A 20,145-nucleotide genomic window follows, 5' to 3' on the forward strand; every position below is an offset into this window, starting at 1 on the left:
ACAAAAAAGACGTTCCCTTTTGGGAGCGTCTTTTTTTGTTCGCTTATTCCAATGAAAAATCCGTTTATACAAACTGAATTTCATAAAATTTCTTCGGCCGTCCTCTAGAAGTTGAAGCGGTTGTCGGCAAAGCCCTTGCTAAATTTTTCTTATGAAGATGTTGCAAAATCCGATTAGCGGAACGCACGGTCATATTCAGTTTTTCACTTAACAATTCGCCGTTCACAATCGGATTTTTCAGTTGCTGTACGACCGCATCAATTTTTTGTAATTGTGCGAACGGTACGTCTTTTTCTTCACTTAACTGTTTTAAGTACTGTTGACGCCCTTCATCAAATGAAATGACGACGTCAGGCAATAAAGGGCCTCGTTGCTTATTTTGCTCGATAATAAAACCTTGTGTTTCTTTAGAAGAACAGCGTTGTGCTGCTTGCTGTGCAAGCGAGCGGCTTTCGATAACATCTTTGCCAATTCCCCATCCGACTTTTACAGGGAACGACAAACTATGTTCTAAATACGCGACAAGCTCACATTTTGATTGTTCGTGCGTCAGCTTATTAAAAGAAGCATACGTCGTCAATAAGACGATTGAAGATGCTTCTCTATGTACTAAAATCGACTGTTCCCGCTCCTTCAAATCTAAAATTGATTTATACAAGGCAATTTGGCGATATTCAAGTGCATCGACATTCGCCTGATCGACTGGAATGTGAATATGTGCGACGACGAGTTGATTTTGACGCAATCTTCGTAATTCTAATCGATTCATCATTTTTTGAAACGTCGTCCGCATCGCATGCTTCGACGGGTGAACGAACACGTACGGAATGTTTTGTTCGTCTAACATAGCGGGTACCTCTGCGATACGTGTCAAACTTAATTTCACTTTATTTTGTGTATGTAATTGCTTATGCCAATCTATCGCTCTCTCTATAATCGTTTGTGTAGCGTATGAATTAATCGTCTGGCTAAACAAATGCGGGGCTTCATTCATCGACCATTCATGAATACCTAAATAATCATTTTCCTCGTAACAAAAATCGATTGCTAACTCCGCTAAAGAAATTTTTCGATAATAAAATAATTCCGTCAACACTCGATAAAAATCTCGCTCTGAAATGTCAAAATACGCCATTGGGATCGTTAGTGAATCAAATTGTGTTTGCGCAAAAAAATACGGAATTTGTCCGCTAAAAAGCGCCCCGTCCGCTTCGTGTAAATACGCTTTTAACGTCGTTTTTAAATCGTCAAAATTTTGATACGTATAATAAAAAAGTTCACAATCAGCAGGCTTTATCGTATTTAAATATTGAATCCATGATAATGATAATTCAGCCGCAAAAACATTGATTTTATACATGATACAGCACCTCTTCGTTTAAAATAGCTATTGCCTATTTTGTAATTATATGGTTTTATTTATAAAAGACTTATTAATCGACTGTCTTTTATTATGTTATACGCAAAAAAGACAGAATATTCAAACTTAATGACGTCTAATTCACTTAAAGGAGATGAAAGAACATGAATCAAACCGAATCAAAAAAGTCGACATTCGTGACACGCTTCTTAGACTTTATCGAGCGAGCAGGGAATAAACTTCCTGACCCGATCACCCTTTTTGTCATCATGGCGATTCTCGTACTTGCCTTGTCTTGGCTACTATCCACGATTGGACTATCTGCCATTAAACCCGGTACAGATGAAACGATTACTGTCGTCAACTTAATTAGTCAAGATGGCCTCATTTTAATTTTAACAGAAATGCTCAACAACTTTACAGGGTTTCCCCCACTTGGCATGGTCATCGTGACAATGCTCGGAATTGGGCTTGCTGAACAAACTGGGCTCATTTCTGCTATGATGAAAAAAACCGTTATGGCAGCACCTGAAAAACTCATTGTTCCTGTCCTTATTTTAACAGGGCTTGTCGGAAATTTAGCAGCAGATGCCGCATTTATTATTTTACCTCCAATTGCTGCGCTTATTTTTATGAGCATCGGACGAAACCCAATCGCCGGATTAATTGTTACATACGCAGCTGTCGCAGGTGGATTTAGTGCCAACTTATTAATTAGCTCCCTCGACGTATTGTTGTTAGGTATTACCGAATCTGCCGCACGCATTGCAGACGTTGATTATACAGGGCGTGCAACGATGAACTACTACTTTTTAATTGCCTCTACATTCGTTTTAGTCATTTGCGGAACGTGGGTGACGAAGAAATTTACAGAACCTCGCTTCGGTGATTTCAAAGGAACTGTCGATCAACTCGAACCACTGACGTCCCTTGAGAAAAAAGGGTTAAAATGGGCAACGATTGTCGCGCTTATTTATTCGATTGTGATCGCATTTACGGTCATTCCTTCTAACGGACTTTTAAGAGACCCTGAAACAGGCAGCTTTTTAAACTCACCGTTTATGACCGGTATCGTGCCGATCATGCTCTTCTTCTTCTTACTTCCTGCTCTCGCTTACGGCATTGCATCGAAAGAAGTGAAGTCAGACAAAGACGTCGCCGAAAAGATTTTCAAATCGATTGCGGATATGTCTCCGTTTATCGTTCTTGCATTCGTCGCTTCTCAAATGATCGCGTACTTTAACTGGAGTAATATCGGCTCGATTATGGCAATCAAAGGTGCTGAATTTTTACAAGCGCTCAACTTTACAGGTTTACCGATGATTATCGGCTTCATTATTATTTGCGCATTCGTTAATTTACTCATCGCAAGTGCCTCTGCTAAGTGGGCATTGCTCGCACCGATTTTCGTGCCGATGTTTATGTATTTAGGTTATTCTCCAGCTATAACACAAGCAGCTTACCGCGTTGGGGATTCCATTACGAACCCTATTACACCAATGCTTGCCTATTTTGCGATTTTACTCGCTTTCGCACGTCGCTACGATAAAAATATCGGTATTGGTACGTTAATTTCCGCACTTCTTCCGTATTCAATCGTATTCGCGATTGGCTGGATTATTTTATTTGCGATTTGGTTCTTATTCGACTTACCACTCGGACCTGGTGATTTTATTCATTTGAAATAGGGAGATGTTAACATGACAGTTATTTTACAACAAAAACTCGGTGCACTCATCGAACAATACGAACAAGAAATGATCGATTTACGCCGTCATTTCCATGCGAATCCAGAACTTTCTTTCGAAGAAATTGAAACACCTCAAACGATTGCCGCTTTTCACCGTGCGCTAGGGCATGACGTGCGAGAAAATGTCGGTGGAAAAGGTGTTGTCGCAACGCTAAAAGGACATAAACCCGGGAAAACGGTTGCATTGCGCGCGGACTTTGATGCCCTCGCAATTACAGAAGAAACCGGCTTACCTTTCCAATCGACAATTAAAGGACGCATGCACGCTTGTGGGCATGACGGCCATACAGCGACTTTACTCATTTTAGCGAAAGCGCTAAATGCGCTACAGCACGAATTGTCAGGTACGATTGTCTTTATCCACCAACACGCAGAAGAAATTGCTCCTGGTGGTGCGATTGCGATGATTGAAGATGGCTGTTTGGATGGTGTCGATGTCATTTTCGGCACGCATTTATGGGCACCGCTTGAGCTCGGAACGGTGTATACGAAACCGGGTCCGATTATGGCAGCAGCAGATGGTTTTTACGTGACGGTTAAAGGAAAAGGCGGGCACGGCTCGAATCCAACTGATACGAAAGATTCGATTCTTATTACGTCTCAATTTATCGTTAACCTTCAACAAATCGTCTCTAGACGAATCAATCCGCTTCATCCGGCAGTCGTTTCAGTCGGTCACATTGAAGCGTTGAATCCATTCAACGTCATTGCCGATCAAGTGTATGTAAAAGGAACGGCTCGTACGTTCAGTGAAGAGGAACGTGGATTAATCGAACGCGAACTTGAAACACTCCTCCAAGCAACGTGTGCGTACATGGGCGCAAGCTATACGTATGATTATGTGAGAGGCTATCCTGCTGTAGTGAATCATCCTGCAGAAACCGAGCATGTGATCGAAACAGTACGAGCGATGCCAGGCGTACAAGTCGAACTGTGTGAACCACAAATGGGTGGCGAGGATTTTGCCTACTATCTTGAAAAAGTGCCGGGTAATTTCTTCTTCACAGGGGCAAAAAATCCGGAATGGACAGAAGTGTATCCACATCATCATCCGAAATTTGATTTCGATGAACGGGCGATGACCGTTGCAGCGAATGTATTAGGGCAAGCGACGTTAAACTATTTAAAATAACATGCGACAAAAAGAAACCAATACAACACATTAGTCAATTAAAGAAAACCTTTCTTTTAAAGCAAATTGGCCCAATGCTTTCCATTAGGAATCGCTGTCAAATTGTTACTAAACCATCTTTTTCCGATATTGAATCGGTGAAAGATGGTTTTATTTTGTCAAAATCCGCGTACGATGACCGTAGTTATTGTCGGTATAAACGGTTGTGTTCAAAAACCTTTTAATATAAATATAAAATGTTTCACATGTTCGACTCGTATGAGACGTTTGAGTGATTTGAAAAAATTTTAGTACATCCCTTTCTTCCTAATAGATGATTTTCATCATCTATTCCTTTATACTTTGACTATCTATTTCGATCGAAAGGGGCTTTTCTTATGACGTACGTCGTTTTAATCGGTATTTTACTTCTTTTCATCGGGACGATTGCGACGCTTCTCGAACGATTCCGCCAAATTAAACCACCTGAAAAACAAGAAAGAAAATAATAAAAAAACGCTTCAACCGTTATAAATACAATGTTTTATCATTTTATCATTTTATAAAAAATAGAAAAAAGGCAGTCGTGGATTCAAAACCACGACTGCCTTTCTCATTTCATTCACACATTGTTTGCGTGTTTTCATCCTCACATCAATACGGTGCTTTTTACAATTTATTCGCTAAAGTACTTACTTGTTCAGACACTGTCGTTAGTTGTTCAAGTGACTCCGTAATACCCGAAATCGCTTCAATTTGTTGTTTTGAAATTTCATGTGTTTCTTCTAATGTTTTCGAAATGGCGATTACTTTTTGACGAAGGTTTTCCATCACATGATTAATTTCTTTCACCGAATCTGCACTTTGATTTGCTAATTTCGTAATTTCGCTTGCGACAACTGAAAATCCTTTTCCAGCTTCTCCCGAACGTGCTGCTTCGATGCCAGCATTCAATCCTAAAATACGTGTGCTTTTTGCAATATTATTAATCATTTGCAACATTTTTGCCGTATTTTCTGTATATTCCAACATTTCATCTTGTGCTTTCGATAAGCCCGCCATATGTGCTTCGAATTCTGTAGAAGATGCTTGTACTTCTTCTGAAGCGGCTGCAATACTCGTCGTGGAATTCACAACCGTTTCTGACGCATGAAGCAATTGATGTTGCGTATTTAATGAGCGACAAACCGATAAACTGCCAATCAACGTACGTTGCTCATCGAAAATAGGAAGTGCCATATACGAAAAGGCACGACCATATTTTTCTTCAGGCACTTCAAATGCTACCTTTTGTTTCGTACGGATGACTTTATGTAAAATGTCATCTGCTTTAATCGGACGATGTGCCTCTGAAATTTCTGTTTGTTTGCCTGCAAATTCCGCATCTTCATACGTCCAAATCGTATGTGTTAAGCTCGTTAAAGCAAGTAATGTTCCCGGTTCATACGTTTCCGCAATCATCGGTAACCATTGTTTTAAATTTTCAAGACGATCCATTACAATTGTATCCATTTTCATCCCCCGCTTCTTTTCGTTAGTTCTATTCTAACACTTTTTTATATTGAGATGATATAAAAGTCATGATTTTCACGTGATTTTTTTACAATGATAGGATGAATCTACTTTCTATTATGTAAAAATTAGCAGAATTCTTATGTAAGCGATTACATATATGAGTTGTAGTTCTTGCCATTGCCCGTTACAATGAAGAAAATAGGGAGGGATTTAGATGACTCAATCAAGCGAAATTATCGAAAAAACAATGCAACTTGGTGCCAACAATTATCACCCTTTACCGATCGTCATTGATCGTGCAGAAGGCGTATGGGTATACGATCCAGAAGGCAATCGTTACATGGATATGCTCTCCGCCTATTCCGCACTTAATCAAGGACATCGACACCCGAAAATTATTGAAGCATTAGTCAATCAAGCTCAAAAAGTAACGTTAACATCCCGTGCATTCCACAACACCGAACTCGGGAATTGGTATGAAAAGCTAGCCAAACTGACGAATAAAAATAGAGTATTACCGATGAACACCGGCGCAGAAGCTGTCGAATCCGCATTAAAAATTGCGCGGCGTTGGGCATATGATGTAAAAGGCGTAGCAAATAACGAAGCACAAATTATTTGTTGTAGCGGCAACTTCCACGGGCGAACGCTCGGCGCACTTTCTCTTTCTTCAGAAGATGCGTACAAACGTGGCTTCGGTCCCCTTTTACCGAATATCATCACCGTTCCTTATGGGGATGCTGAAGCATTTGAACAGGCGATTACGGAACAAACCGCAGCGATTATTTTAGAGCCGATTCAAGGCGAAGCAGGTATTATCATTCCACAAGAAGGGTATTTGAAACAAGTCGAGGCAATTTGCCAAAAGCATAATGTCTTGTTTATTTGCGATGAAATTCAAACGGGTCTTGCACGTACAGGAAAAACATTTGCCTATGAATGGGAAAATGTCACACCCGATATGATTATTTTAGGAAAAGCACTCGGTGGTGGCGTATTACCTATTTCTGCCGTCGTAGCCGATGATGCGATTTTAAGCGTCTTAGAACCAGGGTCTCACGGTTCTACTTTCGGTGGGAACCCACTCGCATGTGCGGTATCAATTGCTTCTCTTGACGTCATGATTGATGAAAAACTCGCTGAGCGTGCACAACAGCTCGGCACGTATTTCATCGAAAAATTGCAGACGCTCGATCACCCGAGTATCGTCGAAGTTCGCGGTCGCGGACTATTAATCGGCATCGAACTAAACGAAGCTGCACGCCCACATTGTGAACGACTAAAAGAGCTCGGTCTTCTTTGTAAGGAAACGCATGATAAAGTTATTCGCTTTGCGCCTCCATTAACGACAACGAAAGAAGAACTCGATTGGGCATTCGAACGAATCCAACAAATTTTTAATTAATATGCTAAAAAGCCGCTCTAGCTATTTCGCTAGGGCGGCTTTTTTAATCGATGGCAAACGTTTCAAGTAAGGTCGTCACGAACGTTCGCGTCGCAATCGGCAAAATATTAAAATCTTTGTACGCAATGTACAGTTGGCGATATGCTTCTGGCTGTAGCGGCCGCGTCGTAATCTCATACGGACATCTTTCCAACATGAGTGATGGCATAATCGCAATGCCTAATTGTTGTTCAATTAATGCCATTGCCGCAAAATCTTCCTCTACGATGTAATGGCGATTCGGGTGAATCGATGCCGCTTCAAACAGTGCCAGTGCATGGTTGGATTCCCCTTCATCAATAACGATGAGCGGTTCTTTAGCGACCATTTCGAGCGTCAGCCTGTCCTCATTTGCTAGTGCTGATTTTGGCGATAAAACCGCTAAAAGTGGATCTTCACTTAAAAAATGTTTCGTTAAACGCGCATTCGCTTTTTCATTGACGAAGCCAAAATCGATACTCCCTTCTTCAATCCACTGCTCAATATCTGTATATTCTCCTTGGCGAATTTCAAATTGAACAGCCGGATAAAGTTGTTTAAATTGTTTAATGACTTTCGGCAACATATTGCATGCGACACTCGACAACGCACCTATTTTCACAAGTCCCGTATCTAAGCCTTCCATCTCCGCTTTTTTCTTCCGTAATTCCCGTTCGGCATAGCTAATATTTTGAATGTACGGCAAAAATTGCTCCCCATCTGGCGTTAAAGAAATGCCTTTTCTTGAACGAATGACGAGCTGCGTTTCTAGTTGTTGTTCTAACGTTTGAACGATTTGGCTAACCGCTGATTGCGTGTAACCGAGTTGCTTCGCTGCCTCTGTAAATGTCCCGACTTCGACAATTTTTAAAAATGCTTCGTACGCATTCATTTGCTCACTCTTTTCCATCAGTTTTGCTAATAGTTCTATTATAAACATTTGTTTTATTAATAGAAATGACAATGCTAAAATAATGTAGATTTAAGAGAGAGGAAATACATAAACATGAGTCACACACGCGCAAATTTTTTATTAATTACGATTGCAATCGCTTGGGGGAGTTCTTATATTTTCATGAAGCTCGGTCTTGCTTCGATGAATAGTTCGTCGATTATTGCCTTTCGTTTTGGCATTGCTTTTGTCGTTATGTTTGCATTATTCTTTAAGAAAATGATCCATACGTCGAAAGAAACGTTGTACGCAAGTGCGATTTTAGCACTGCCTATGTACGGCGTCTTTATTTTTTTATTAAACGGTATGCAAACGACGAGCGTTTCTGCCGCTAGTTTTTTAACGAGTACGACCGTTATTTTCGTCCCGCTCATTCAAGCGATAATTACGAAAAAAGTTCCTTCTCGTAAAACGATGCTAAGTTTAGCCATCGTCGTTGCCGGCTTGGCACTCTTGACGATTGGCGATGACTTCGGATTATCAACTGGTGCCATTTTATGCATACTTTGCGCCATTTGTAACGGCATTTATTTAGTTTGGACGAACCGCTTCGCTAAAAAAGTTCAACCGCTCCAACTCGGTGTTTACCAACTTGGTTTCACTGCTTGTTATGCGTGTTTTGGCTTTCTTTTTGAAGGACCGACTATCCCTGCGACATTCAATGAATGGACAGCTATTTTAGGTATGGCGATTCTTTGCTCTGCCTATGGGTATGTCATGCAACCGATTGCTCAAAAGTTCACTTCAGCAGAAGAAGCCGGTTTCATCTTCTCGCTTGAACCGGTGTTTGCCGTTATTTTCGCATTTATCGTCTTCCACGAGTGGATGTCTGGCATTGCGCTAACTGGTGCGTTTTTGATTTTGACCGGTGTCCTCGCTGCGAATTATATGCCTAAAAATAAAATGCTCCTCAAAAAACAAATTCCGATGAAATAAATGATTCACCCTTATAAAAATCCCGTACGCAAATGAATCGCGTACGGGATTTTGTACATTATTCGATAATCTCCATGAGTAAATCGAGCAGTCGTTCTTCCTTTTCTTTCACGAGCTCGGCTTCTCCTTCTTGAATGACGCGCTCCAAATGTTGAATTGCTTCGTCAATTTGAATCGCTTGTTGTGGTTCTGCATGACGACGGATTTTTTTCGCACGGCGAATCGTCGCCTTCATTTCCGTCGCGAGTTTCGATTTCTCCCAGTCTTCAAACAGGGTTAACTTCGCTTCTTTTACTTGGCGATTCGACATAATGCCACGCTGCACGTCTAACGCTTGTGTAATTTTGCGCCCCGTACTTAAAATCGTCGCTTCAATTTGAATGAGTCCATTCACGTCGTAATGGAACGCAATTTCTACTTTTTCAGCACCTGCCACATTTTTCGGAATACCGTCCACGATAATCGGTTCGTCGGTAATTTTCAAGTCATCTCGCACACGCTCATCTTCATCGTCGCCTTGGTATACACCAATATCAATCGTCTCTTGATTATCGTTCACCGTATGATATATTTTTTTCGCTACGGCGGGAAGCGGTTCGTTTCGATGGATTAAAATATCAAAATGACCCGATTCTCTCTTTCCTTTCACGACGCGCAAAATGTCCGTGCCGAGCGTGTACGGACATACGTCGATGACCATTAAACTCGTTTCATCTGTGAAAGCTTCATTGTTCATCTCGCCTTGTACAGCAGCACCTAATGCTACTGCCTCATCTGGGTTAATGTCTTTTTTAGCCGTCTTTTGGAATTTATGTTCTACGAGTTGCTGCACGAGTGGAATCCGTGTCGCTCCACCAATTAAAATCACATCATCAATTTGGCTTACGCTAAGTCCCGCATCTACAATCACTTTGTCCGTATGAGCAAGTGTCATGCGAATAGAAGAACCGATTAAATCATCAAATTCATCACGCGTAATCGTATAGTCGAGTGAAATAGGTTGCCCTTCATAAACAGCTAAAAACGGTAAATGAAACGTCGCAGTTTGTGCACTAGACAGCGTTTTTTTAACGTTTTCCGCTTCGAGCTTCACACGGGCATGGCGCTGCGTTATTTCGACTTCTTCGCCGAAACTAAACAGAGGGACTTCGTATTGATCGGCAAACTGTTCTGCTAACCAATCGACGAGTAAACGGTCAAAGTCCATTCCACCTAAATGATTGTCTCCTGCACTTGCCTTCACTTCGATTTGTGCTCCGTCTAGTCGTACGACACTCACATCAAACGTGCCGCCGCCTAAATCGTACACGACGATATTTTTTTCGTCACCTTGATGCTCATAACCGTACGCAATGGCCGCAGCCGTCGGTTCATTTAAAATGCGCTCTACTTTTAAGCCTGCAATTTCACCTGCAATTTTCGTCGCTTTTCGCTGCGCATCCGAAAAATAAGCTGGGACGGTAATGACCGCTTCTGTCACTTTTTCTCCGAGAAAATCTTCTGCCGATTGCTTTAAATATTTTAAAAAATGCGCAGATATTTCTTCTGGTAAGTATGAAGACTCCCCTATGTGAATGGCTTCTGCATTGCCCATTTTCCGCTTCACTTCTAACACCGTTTGTTCTGGTAAAGAAGCATACTGATTTTTCGCTACGCTGCCAACGACGAGTTCCCCACTCACGTTCCGTTGAAAAACAGATGGCGTCGTTCTTTCTCCTCTCGCATTCACGATGATTTCAGGCTGCCCATTTTTCACGTAAGCCATCGCCGAATTCGTCGTTCCTAAATCAATCCCTAAAATTGTCATGCCATTCCCTCCATCACATCACTGTCATCACTTTCGATTCCCTTAAAACTTCTTGTGTTTCTTCTATATAATAACCACGTTCATACACTTTGCAGACGTGGTGTTGTTCAACATTTTGTGCATAGCTTGCAGGCAATGAGCCGATGCTAATCATCCGTTCTCCGTCGAGCTTTTGTCCGAGCGCGCGGATTTCAAAAATTCCGAAGTGGGCGAGTTGATTGACGAGTTGCGAAATGATTAGTTGCAATTGCTCCTCGATTACTTGTTGCATCGTCGCTTTTCGTAAACTTTCGGCAAAATAATCAAATTGGTCAATGAGCTGAATCGGTTTCGTACTATAATAAAAAATTTGTTGCTTATAAGCACGTTCAGAAAAAGGCTCATTGGCAAGTTTCGCAATACGTCGAAGCGGCTCTCGTAACGGAGCGAGTTCATTTTTTCGCATAACGTATAAAAAGCGCTGATGCTCTCTTTGTAGCGTATTCACTATTGCTAACGAAGCGCCTTCTGCTCGCAGTGTGCGAAGAAGTTGAATGTATTTTTCATCGTCATAGTCCGCTACTTGATCTAATTGCTGCACTTTTTTTCGCAATAATTGAAAAGCGTCTAACCAAATCGTCTGCTGCTCATCTTCAAAGCTATACGTGAGCCATTGTTCAATGAGTTGTAGTACGTCTTTCGCATAGCCACAAAACACCATCGTCGCATGACGCAATCGGTCTTCCAACATCCATATACGATATTGAATGAGACATTGCTTAACGTCCATCGCTCCGAATCCCTCCATTCCTTTACATGTATCCGTTCTCGAATTTTTACAAACATTTACTATTTAAAGATTTATTTGAACTATTCAAATAGTTCTTTACTCATAACTAGTATAGCATGGAAAATTTTTCACGTGTTCGAATCTGATTATTTGTTGCTTCATTCGTGTCTATTCTATTACACTAGGAAAGGATGAAAATGATCATGTAATTGGAGGAATATATATGTATCGCCAAATAGAAGATTTTAAACAAGACTGGACACAAGCAATGAAAGGAACAATGCTTGCGTTTGAAGCATTAACAGATGAAAAATTAGACTTTTCAATCGTAGAAGGTCACAACAGCTTAGGTTGGCTTGCTTGGCACTTAACGAATGCACCGATGTTTTTCGTTCATCAAGCAGCGCAAATGCCACTCGTACCTGTTGGTGATCCAAAAGTTGTACCGACAGAAGCAGCGATTATCGTAGAAGGCTACAAAAATATCGCCAACCAAATTTTACAAGCCGCTGACAAACTAACAGATGAAGATTTACTTGAAGAAGTACCATTCATCCAAGGAACAGCGAAACGTGGTGCGATTTTACGCGCGGTAATCGACCACCAAACACACCATAGAGGACAAATGACGGTCTTATTACGTCAAGCAGGTTTAACGGTTCCTCCAGTAATGGGTCCAACGAAAGAAATGAGTAAATAAAGAAAAAGACATTTCTTTTAAGCCGAATTTAACGGACGCTTTCCTGGGGCATGAGCAGAAGACTCCGTAAAATTCTTATTGAACCATCTTTTTCCGGTATTGTACTGGAGGAAGGTGGTTTTACTTTGCCGAAATGATATTGTTTACCGATTGGTTGTAAATGATATCACTTCACCTACTAATAAAGTTGACTGTCATTCTTAATTCCACATACGTTTATCATTTCTTTCACTGGCACTTGTGTCAACTTCATCTTCATCACTTTCCTTTTTGTTTCGTATGAATATACTTGTTTTTTACTTATCAAAAAACACTTCCAAAGATTTGATCCCTTTGAAAGTGTTTTTTTCTTTTTATATTGTCTCAGATTTTTACGTCCGTTCCATTTGAATAAAATCATACCTGTCTTTTTTATACAACCATCCATTGTTTACGTATTTCTGATCAATGCGTGTACAAGCTTTTCTGGTAAGTATTTTTCTAATATAACCGCAATAAGGCAAAATCCAATAAAACTATAAACGAACCATACTAAAATTCTCGTTAAATTGTTTGCCGCTAATAAACAAATGCCATAGTCAAGGAAATGATACCCGATGACCATTATGCTAAATAATATACTCGATAATGCTAATGCTATAAAGCGTTCTTTCCACGTTAGTTGCTGAATAGTTGTTCGTTTCCGAATACAAACTACTGCAATACATATGCCAATAAAGGCAATTAAAATACTCGTCAAATGCATGCGTAATCCCTCCTACGCTACATGTTTCTACAAAAGCTTTCACCTTCACTATAAATCGAAAAAAGGAGAAAATCCAAGGATACGACTTCTTTTTAACAAACTTTTACAAACGTATTTTTCATCAATCATGAAAATGAAAATAAAGTACTCGTATTTCACACTACTTATTTTACAGAAAAAAACACTTTCAACGCCTTTTTCATCGTTAAAAGTGTTTATTCTAATGAATTCAAACGACCGAAAAAATACGGTGTTTCTTCTATTATTTATACTAACGCTTTTGAAATTGATTTTGATTGTAAATGTAAGCCGATAAAGTCTGGGCCACCTGCTTTTGAACACGTACCAGACATGTTGTAACCACCGAATGGTTGATAGCCGACAATCGCACCTGTACAGCCACGGTTAATGTATAAGTTGCCGACGAAGAAATCTTCTTTCGCACGCTCGATATGTTCGTCGTTCGTTGAAATGATTGCACCGGTTAAACCGTACTCTGTATTGTTTGCTACAGCAAGTGCTTCTTCAAATGTAGTCGCTTTTGAAAAGGCAACGATTGGACCAAAAATCTCTTCTTGCATCAGGCGCGCTTTCGGTGCAACGTCTGCGACGACAGTCGGTTGAACGAAGTATCCTGTCGAATCGTCTGCCTCCCCACCTACAACAATGCGTCCTTCTTCTTTTGCTACATCGAAGTAGCTCGTTACTTTAGCAAATGCTTTGTCGTCAATAACAGTTGCCATAAACGTATCGCCATTTTGTGGGTCACCCACTTGAAGTTCTTTCGTCAATTGCACGACGCGTTGTAGTACGTGATCGTACGCTTCATCTCCAACGACAACGACACGAGAACAAGCCGAACATTTTTGACCTGAAAAACCGAAAGCAGATTTGACAATCGATTGTGCAGCTAATTCAAAATCAGCTTCTGAATCGACGACGATTGTATCTTTACCACCCATTTCAGCAATGACACGTTTAATCCAAATTTGTCCTTCGCTAATTTTTGATGCACGTTCGTTAATGCGTAACCCGACATCACGAGAACCTGTAAATGAAATGAAGCGTGTACGTGGATGGTCAACTAAGTAATCGCCCACTTCTGCGCCTGGTCCTGGTAAATAGTTTACGACACCTTTCGGTAAGCCCGCTTCTTCTAAAATTTCCATGAATTTATACGCGATAACTGGCGTTGTAGACGCGGGTTTTAATACGACCGTATTCCCTGCGACAACAGCGGCAACTGTCGTACCTGCCATAATCGCAAATGGGAAGTTCCACGGTGAAATGACAACGCCGACACCGAGTGAACGATATTCAAATGTATTTTTTTCGCCGTTACGTGATTGCACCGGTTTACCATCTTTTAATTCCAGCATTTGACGTGCGTAATATTCCATAAAGTCGATTGCTTCCGCTGTGTCGCCATCTGCTTCTGCCCATGGTTTTCCTGCTTCTAACGTCATCCAAGCAGACATTTCATGACGACGCTCTTTCGTAATAGCTGCCGCACGAAGTAAAATAGCTGCCCGTTCTTCTGCTGGTGTTTTACTCCACGTTGCAAACGTTGCATCTGCTGCTTGCATCGCTTTTTCAGCGAGTGCTTGATCTGCTTTTGAAACGTGTCCGACTACTTCTGTTTTCTTTGCTGGATTGTAAGACGTTAAAAAAGTTTCCGTTTGTACTTTTTCACCGTTAATAATTAGTGGATATGTTTCGCCGAGTTGTGCGTTTACTTTCTCAAGCGCTTGTTCGTAAGCTTTGCGATTTTCCTCTACCGTAAAATCTGTTAAAGGTTCTGTTACGTATTTCGGTAATTGCGTCATATTCATCATTATAAAATCCTCCTTCAAGTTAAAAAACAGAAGTGCCAAATATTTTTGCACCACTTGATTTATTAAATTAATTATAGTGCATAATTATTTCTTTTAGCAAGTTTTAAATTAGAAAATAAAAGTTTGTAGTAGCATATATTCGTTTTTACGACAAAAAAGAGACTGGGACAAAACACGTCATTTTCATTTTTTAGCGTTCGCAACGAAAAACCGGAACCGCACCACAGCGCGATTCCGGTTTTTCTTATGCTCATATGAGAGGTGATTTCTACACGTATGTCCCAGTCTCTTTCATTTATTTTCGTTATTTCTTCGTTAATCGTCCGAGAATGAACGCTGCTGCGGCTACGCCGATGACCGTATTTGTCTTTTTCGTAAACACTTGTTTCGTTACGAGCTGAATATTTTGTGGTCGCTCTGCTAGGCGGCGCATAAAGTATCCGTACCAATCAGCACCGAACGGTACGTACGTCGTGAATTGATAGCCGTCTTTTGCGAGTTGTTGTTGCATGTCTGTACGGAATCCGTATAACATTTGGAATTCAAATTTGTCAGCCGGAATATTGTGCATCGCTACGAATTTTTGAATGTGTTGAATAATTTCATGGTCATGTGTTGCAACCGATGTAAACTTGCCGTTTAGTAAATGCGCTTCTAACAACGCAACAAATTGCTCATCGATTGCCGCTTTTGACGTTAGGGCAACTTGTTCCGACTCTTTGTATGCCCCTTTTACGATACGTAAACGATACCCGCTATATTTTTCAAGCAATTGCGGCGCTTCATGCAAGTAGGCTTGAATCACGGTGCCTGCTGTATTTGGATAACGTTGTTCGATCGTTTCTAAAATCGCAAACGTCGCGTGCAAGCGCTCATAATTTTCTTGATCTAAATTAATAAAAATACCGTATTGCGCTGCTTTTTCAGCAATTTCTAATACGTTTTCTAAACAAAAATCATAATCGATATCCAATCCTACTTGTGATGGTTTGATTGAGATATGCGCTTTGACACCGCTTTCATGAATGGCATCTAACACGTCTAAAATTTTCATTTTCGCAGCAATTGCTTCTTCGCGTTCGTAAACGAATTCGCCAAGATGATCGACGGTCGCCTCGATTCCACGACTATTCAATTGACGAATCGTCTCCATCGTCTCCTCAATATTCGTCCCTGCAACGACCAATTTTGCACCGAGTTGTAGTCCGTAATTTTGTGCAGCACGATTTAACGTGCGATTATTTGAAAGCGATAAAAAAACATTTTTTAATACATCAGCCATGTTCCAAACCTCCTTGCGTTATTGATTTGAAGCGTATAGCATTTTTTTACACTTTGCAACAAAAAAATAAAGGCGATTTTCGAAAGAAATCGCCTTTATTACCCCAGTAGGTATATTATTTAAAATTATACTTCGTCATGATCGGTTCACGTTGTTCCGTTACGTCGCGGTAGTATTCATATAAGCAAATACCTAAATACGAACCGGACATGTTTTTCACACGTGTAAACCCGGCACCTTGCAGTGCAACGGTCGCATTGTAGCTTCGTTGTGCTGAGCGGCAATGTACGTAGACAGGCTCATCTTTCGGAATCTCATCTAAGCGTTCTCTCAACTCGCTAAGTGGAATGTTGATCGCTCCTTTAAGCATGCCATTTTTTACTTCCCCTGCTTCACGAACGTCTAAAATATACGCACCTGATTCGACTAATGAACGTGCTTCTGACACGTGCACTTGTTCAAAGCGCCCTGCTAATACGTTGGATGCAACGAGTGCTGCCATATTGACGACGTCTTTTGCCGTACTGTACATCGGTGAATACGACAGTTCTAAATCTTTCAAGTCTTCAATCGTTCCGCCGAATGAAATGAGCGTCGCAATGACGTCGATTCGTTTGTCGGCATTCCCTTTCCCGATCGCTTGCGCACCGAGAACACGACCTGTTGGCACTTCAAATACAACTTTCAAATGAAGCGGTTGACTGTTTGGCATTAAGCCTACTTTATCCGGCGCAATAACGTAAACGCTATCACATGGAATTCCGAGGTCACGTGCCACTTTCTCGTTAATCCCCGTCGTCGCTGCAGCATAATCGAACACTTGAATGCTCGAAGACCCAATCACACCTCGATGGCGATTCGTTATGCCATACATATGATCCGCCGCGGCTCGTGCTTGTTTTTGTGCAGGACCAGCTAATGCAAGTCGCGTATAACGGCGCATAACTTGATGATAAACTTCAATCGCATCACCGACGGCATAAATGTTCGGATCACTCGTCACGTAATTTTGGTTCACTGCGATACCGCCCGTTTCCCCAATTTTCAAGCCTGCTTTTTCCGCTAATGTCGTATCCGGACGAACGCCGATTGCTAGTACGACGGCATCTGCTCGTACACGTTTCCCTGATTGCAGTGTGACCGTTTGTTGTTCAACGCTTGCAAGTCCATCATTCGTAATGAGTTGCATCCCTTTGTCGAGCAATTCTTTGTGTAAAATTTGGACCATATCGTCGTCAAATGGTGCTAAAATTTGCGGTGCAAATTCAATTAACGATACATTTTTTCCTGCTAAACGAAGATTTTCCGCCACTTCTACCCCGATAAATCCGCCACCGATGACCGCAATGTTCTGCACATTTTCTTGCGTCACATATTGTTGTAAACGTTCGATATCGACAACATTTCTTACTGTAAAGACGTGTGGTTGTTCGATGCCTTCTAATTTCGGAACGATTGGATTCGCTCCAGGAGATAGAACGAGATGATCGTACGCTTCCACAATCGTTTGTTTCGTCGCATGGTCATAAACCGTAATCGTTTTTTCTTCTTTTTGAATGCTCACGACTTCGTGGAACACGCGCGCTTCAATATTGTATTTCTTTTTAAATTGTACAGGGTCCATCATTAACAATTTTTCGCTTTTTTCAACGATGCCACTTAAATGATACGGAAGTGAACAGTTTGAAAAAGACACGTGTGGCCCTTTCTCAAACATAATAATTTCTGCTTGTTCGTCTAATCTACGGACACGTGCGGCAGTAGATGCACCGCCTGCTACGCCTCCAATAACTAATACTCTTTTTGACATTCTTTTCCCTCCAACATTTGCTTATGCTCATATTATACCATAAGGGGTATATTTGCAATTTTTATCGTTCTTTTTTTATAAATCCTTTATGTGACGCCTTTTTCTTTTAGGACTCTTTTTTCTATGCATTGTGAATTTTTTTATTTTTTCGGAATAGGAAGCGTTACTCGGAAGCAACTTCCTTCTCCTAAAACGCTCTGAACGTCGATATGCCCCCCATGTTGTAAGACGATTTCTTTCGTAATCGCAAGCCCAAGTCCTTCTCCACCGGTCGCACGTGCGCGGTGTTCATCCGTACGATAAAATCGGTCAAAAATATACGGAATATGTTCCTCTGAAATCCCGTCTCCCTCATCGAGTACTTCTAGCACATTTCCTGACGTACGAATCGTAATCGTCGTTCCTTCCTCGCTATATCTCACCGCATTTTGAATAAAATTCAACAATACGCGTTGCATTTTAGCGACGTCCATTTGTAAAATGAGTGGCTGGCGGTGAACGCATTGTATGTGATGATGTGGCGTTAACGTTTCAATTACGGGATACACGTCTTCGATTAAATCTCGTAACGACATTGCCTCAAGTTGTAAAGGCGCTTCTCTGTCTAAATGAGCTAACTGGAGTAAATGCCCCGTCAATTTTGACATGCGCTGCGTTTGTAAATGAATTTGTTCAATGGACTGACGCACTTGTTCCGTATTGGATAAATCCGAGCGCAGTAACACTTCGGTAAACCCTTGCATCGATGTGAGCGGCGTTTTTAGTTCATGCGAGGCATCCGAAACGAATTGTTCTAACTTCTGTTTCGCCGCTTCTTGTTGCTCAAATGATTCATGTAACCTTCTTTGCATACGTTGAATAGACTGTTCTAAAATCGCTACTTCGACCGGCGCATTCGGTACGCGCACTTTATTTTCCATCGTTTCCACAGAAAGAGCTTGCACTTGCTTCGTCAAATCATCGAGTGGTTGAATGGCATGGCGAATGACTTTTTTGTACGACCAAAGTGCTACTAAAAATAAAATCCCGACAACGAACGTAAACGCGCCAAATTGCGTATACATCAGTTCATTTTCTTCGTGTAAAGAGAATACGACCGTCACGTTATGCTCGCCGACCGTTCCGCTAATTTCTCGGCGCTCTCCTTTTTTCGGAGAAAGATCTTGTACTTCATATGCGTCTATGTAAATCGCTTCTTTCGGAAATTGTTGGCGCAGCGCTTCCTCTGAATCTTTCGTAAGTACCCCGTCTACAATCGTGACCGCTTCAAGTGCTTGGTCTACGCGTTGTTGTTGCTCGACATGATTGGCATATTTAAAAATAACCCCTTGTAAAAGTCCTAAGATGACATACAACGTAACGAAAATAAGCACTGTTTGCTTCGTTAACATTTTTTTCATTAGTTCACATCCAATTTGTAACCGAACCCTCGAACGGTTTGAATGATCTGGTGTGAATCATCCCCGATTTTTTGACGCAACGTTTTAATGTATGCTTCCACGACGTTCACGCTTCCAAAATAGTCATAGCCCCAGACGCTGTTCAATAAAGCTTCTTTCGATAATACGATGTGAACATGGTCAATAAAATAACAAAGCAATTTATATTCCGTGCGTGTTAACGTCAGTGGTTCCCCGTTTAAACAAATTTGTTTTTGTTGCTCGTCTACGGTAAAAAGGGACGCTTCTTCTATTGCCTCTTCTACTTCATGTACGGCTTGATTACGAAGCCTTGCATGCAGGCGAGCGAGTAATTCTTCAAAGCTAAACGGTTTCGTTACGTAATCGTCTGCTCCAACATTTAGCCCTTTAATACGGTCTTCCACTTCGCCTTTTGCGGATAGTAAAATGACTTGACAACCGACTTGTTTTTTCAACATGCGACACACTTCATATCCGTCCATTCCCGGCATCATAATGTCCACGATCGCAACGGCCGGACGTTTCTCTTTTGCGAGAAACACGCCATTCATTCCGTCATATGCTGTCAAAACGTCAAATCCTTCTGCTTCTAAACCCATTTGTAAAAACTGCACGATGCTTCGCTCATCATCAATAATTAAGATGCGTTCCATTGTCATTCCTCCTAAAATTCAGTTAATTTTCAGCTATTTTTCATTCGTTTTACAGCCTTTCTTCGTACACTATTAA

General features: G+C 41.1%; 16 protein-coding genes. 5 read left to right on the forward strand and 11 right to left on the reverse strand.

Features of this window, described 5'->3' with window-relative positions; translation table 11 throughout:
* Window positions 1–64: 64 nt before the first annotated feature.
* Complete coding sequence (locus KSHG_RS10575) at window positions 65–1,360, reverse strand: hypothetical protein (protein WP_010305858.1); 1,296 nt, start codon at window positions 1,358–1,360, stop codon at window positions 65–67.
* Between the two features lie 164 nt (window positions 1,361–1,524).
* Between KSHG_RS10575 and KSHG_RS10580 the strand changes: the two genes are divergently transcribed.
* Together KSHG_RS10580 and KSHG_RS10585 are read left to right on the forward strand one after the other, a co-directional pair.
* Window positions 1,525–3,048 (forward strand): AbgT family transporter, encoded by a 1,524-nt coding sequence (locus KSHG_RS10580; RefSeq protein ID WP_010305862.1) that lies wholly within the window; start codon window positions 1,525–1,527, stop codon window positions 3,046–3,048.
* Between the two features lie 12 nt (window positions 3,049–3,060).
* The gene (locus tag KSHG_RS10585) at window positions 3,061–4,242 is read left to right on the forward strand and encodes a M20 metallopeptidase family protein (RefSeq protein ID WP_010305866.1); all 1,182 of its coding nucleotides are present in this window, start codon (window positions 3,061–3,063) and stop codon (window positions 4,240–4,242) included.
* A gap of 648 nt (window positions 4,243–4,890) precedes the next feature.
* Here the strand turns inward: KSHG_RS10585 and KSHG_RS10595 are convergent.
* Window positions 4,891–5,733 (reverse strand): methyl-accepting chemotaxis protein, encoded by an 843-nt coding sequence (locus KSHG_RS10595; protein ID WP_010305870.1) that lies wholly within the window; start codon window positions 5,731–5,733, stop codon window positions 4,891–4,893.
* A 217-nt stretch (window positions 5,734–5,950) separates the two neighbouring features.
* On the opposite strand from KSHG_RS10595, the gene KSHG_RS10600 reads away from it, so the two are divergent.
* Window positions 5,951–7,141 carry an ornithine--oxo-acid transaminase gene (locus KSHG_RS10600; RefSeq protein WP_010305874.1) on the forward strand — a complete coding sequence of 397 codons (1,191 nt, stop codon included), beginning with the start codon at window positions 5,951–5,953 and terminating at the stop codon, window positions 7,139–7,141.
* Window positions 7,142–7,184: 43 nt separating this feature from the next.
* Here KSHG_RS10600 and KSHG_RS10605 read toward each other — a convergent pair whose 3' ends face one another.
* The gene (locus tag KSHG_RS10605) at window positions 7,185–8,051 is read right to left on the reverse strand and encodes a LysR family transcriptional regulator (RefSeq protein ID WP_010305880.1); all 867 of its coding nucleotides are present in this window, start codon (window positions 8,049–8,051) and stop codon (window positions 7,185–7,187) included.
* Between the two features lie 114 nt (window positions 8,052–8,165).
* Here KSHG_RS10605 and KSHG_RS10610 point away from each other — a divergent pair, with 114 nt between their 5' ends.
* Entirely contained in the window at window positions 8,166–9,047 is an 882-nt protein-coding gene (locus tag KSHG_RS10610) for a DMT family transporter (RefSeq protein WP_010305884.1), read from the forward strand.
* 58 nt (window positions 9,048–9,105) lie between these two features.
* Here the strand turns inward: KSHG_RS10610 and KSHG_RS10615 are convergent, their stop codons facing one another.
* Window positions 9,106–10,854, reverse strand: a complete 1,749-nt coding sequence (locus tag KSHG_RS10615; RefSeq protein WP_010305888.1) for an Hsp70 family protein — start codon at window positions 10,852–10,854, stop codon at window positions 9,106–9,108.
* Between the two features lie 13 nt (window positions 10,855–10,867).
* On the reverse strand, window positions 10,868–11,623 hold the full coding sequence (grpE, locus tag KSHG_RS10620; protein ID WP_010305893.1) for a nucleotide exchange factor GrpE: 756 nt from the start codon (window positions 11,621–11,623) through the stop codon (window positions 10,868–10,870).
* Between the two features lie 223 nt (window positions 11,624–11,846).
* Between grpE and KSHG_RS10625 the strand changes: the two genes are divergently transcribed.
* The gene (locus KSHG_RS10625) at window positions 11,847–12,323 is read left to right on the forward strand and encodes a DinB family protein (RefSeq protein ID WP_010305895.1); all 477 of its coding nucleotides are present in this window, start codon (window positions 11,847–11,849) and stop codon (window positions 12,321–12,323) included.
* 430 nt (window positions 12,324–12,753) lie between these two features.
* Here the strand turns inward: KSHG_RS10625 and KSHG_RS10635 are convergent, their stop codons facing one another.
* From KSHG_RS10635 to KSHG_RS10660, 6 genes are all read right to left on the reverse strand, one after another.
* Window positions 12,754–13,068: a hypothetical protein gene (locus KSHG_RS10635; protein ID WP_010305903.1), complete on the reverse strand. Its 315-nt coding sequence runs from the start codon at window positions 13,066–13,068 to the stop codon at window positions 12,754–12,756.
* Between the two features lie 266 nt (window positions 13,069–13,334).
* Window positions 13,335–14,894 (reverse strand): L-glutamate gamma-semialdehyde dehydrogenase, encoded by a 1,560-nt coding sequence (gene pruA / locus KSHG_RS10640; protein WP_042231924.1) that lies wholly within the window; start codon window positions 14,892–14,894, stop codon window positions 13,335–13,337.
* Between the two features lie 313 nt (window positions 14,895–15,207).
* A complete protein-coding gene (locus KSHG_RS10645) occupies window positions 15,208–16,185 on the reverse strand; it encodes a proline dehydrogenase family protein (RefSeq protein WP_010305909.1) in 978 nt (325 codons plus the stop codon).
* 115 nt (window positions 16,186–16,300) lie between these two features.
* A complete protein-coding gene (locus KSHG_RS10650; RefSeq protein ID WP_010305912.1) occupies window positions 16,301–17,995 on the reverse strand; it encodes an FAD-dependent oxidoreductase in 1,695 nt (564 codons plus the stop codon).
* Window positions 17,996–18,135: 140 nt separating this feature from the next.
* Complete coding sequence (locus KSHG_RS16845) at window positions 18,136–19,395, reverse strand: sensor histidine kinase (RefSeq protein WP_010305914.1); 1,260 nt, start codon at window positions 19,393–19,395, stop codon at window positions 18,136–18,138.
* Window positions 19,395–20,069 carry a response regulator transcription factor gene (locus tag KSHG_RS10660; protein ID WP_010305916.1) on the reverse strand — a complete coding sequence of 225 codons (675 nt, stop codon included), beginning with the start codon at window positions 20,067–20,069 and terminating at the stop codon, window positions 19,395–19,397. The genes KSHG_RS16845 and KSHG_RS10660 overlap by 1 nt, the downstream gene beginning before the upstream one ends.
* Window positions 20,070–20,145: the final 76 nt, after the last annotated feature.

Origin of the sequence: Kurthia senegalensis (genome assembly GCF_000285595.1) — a bacterium.
Classification (GTDB): domain Bacteria; phylum Bacillota; class Bacilli; order Bacillales_A; family Planococcaceae; genus Kurthia; species Kurthia senegalensis.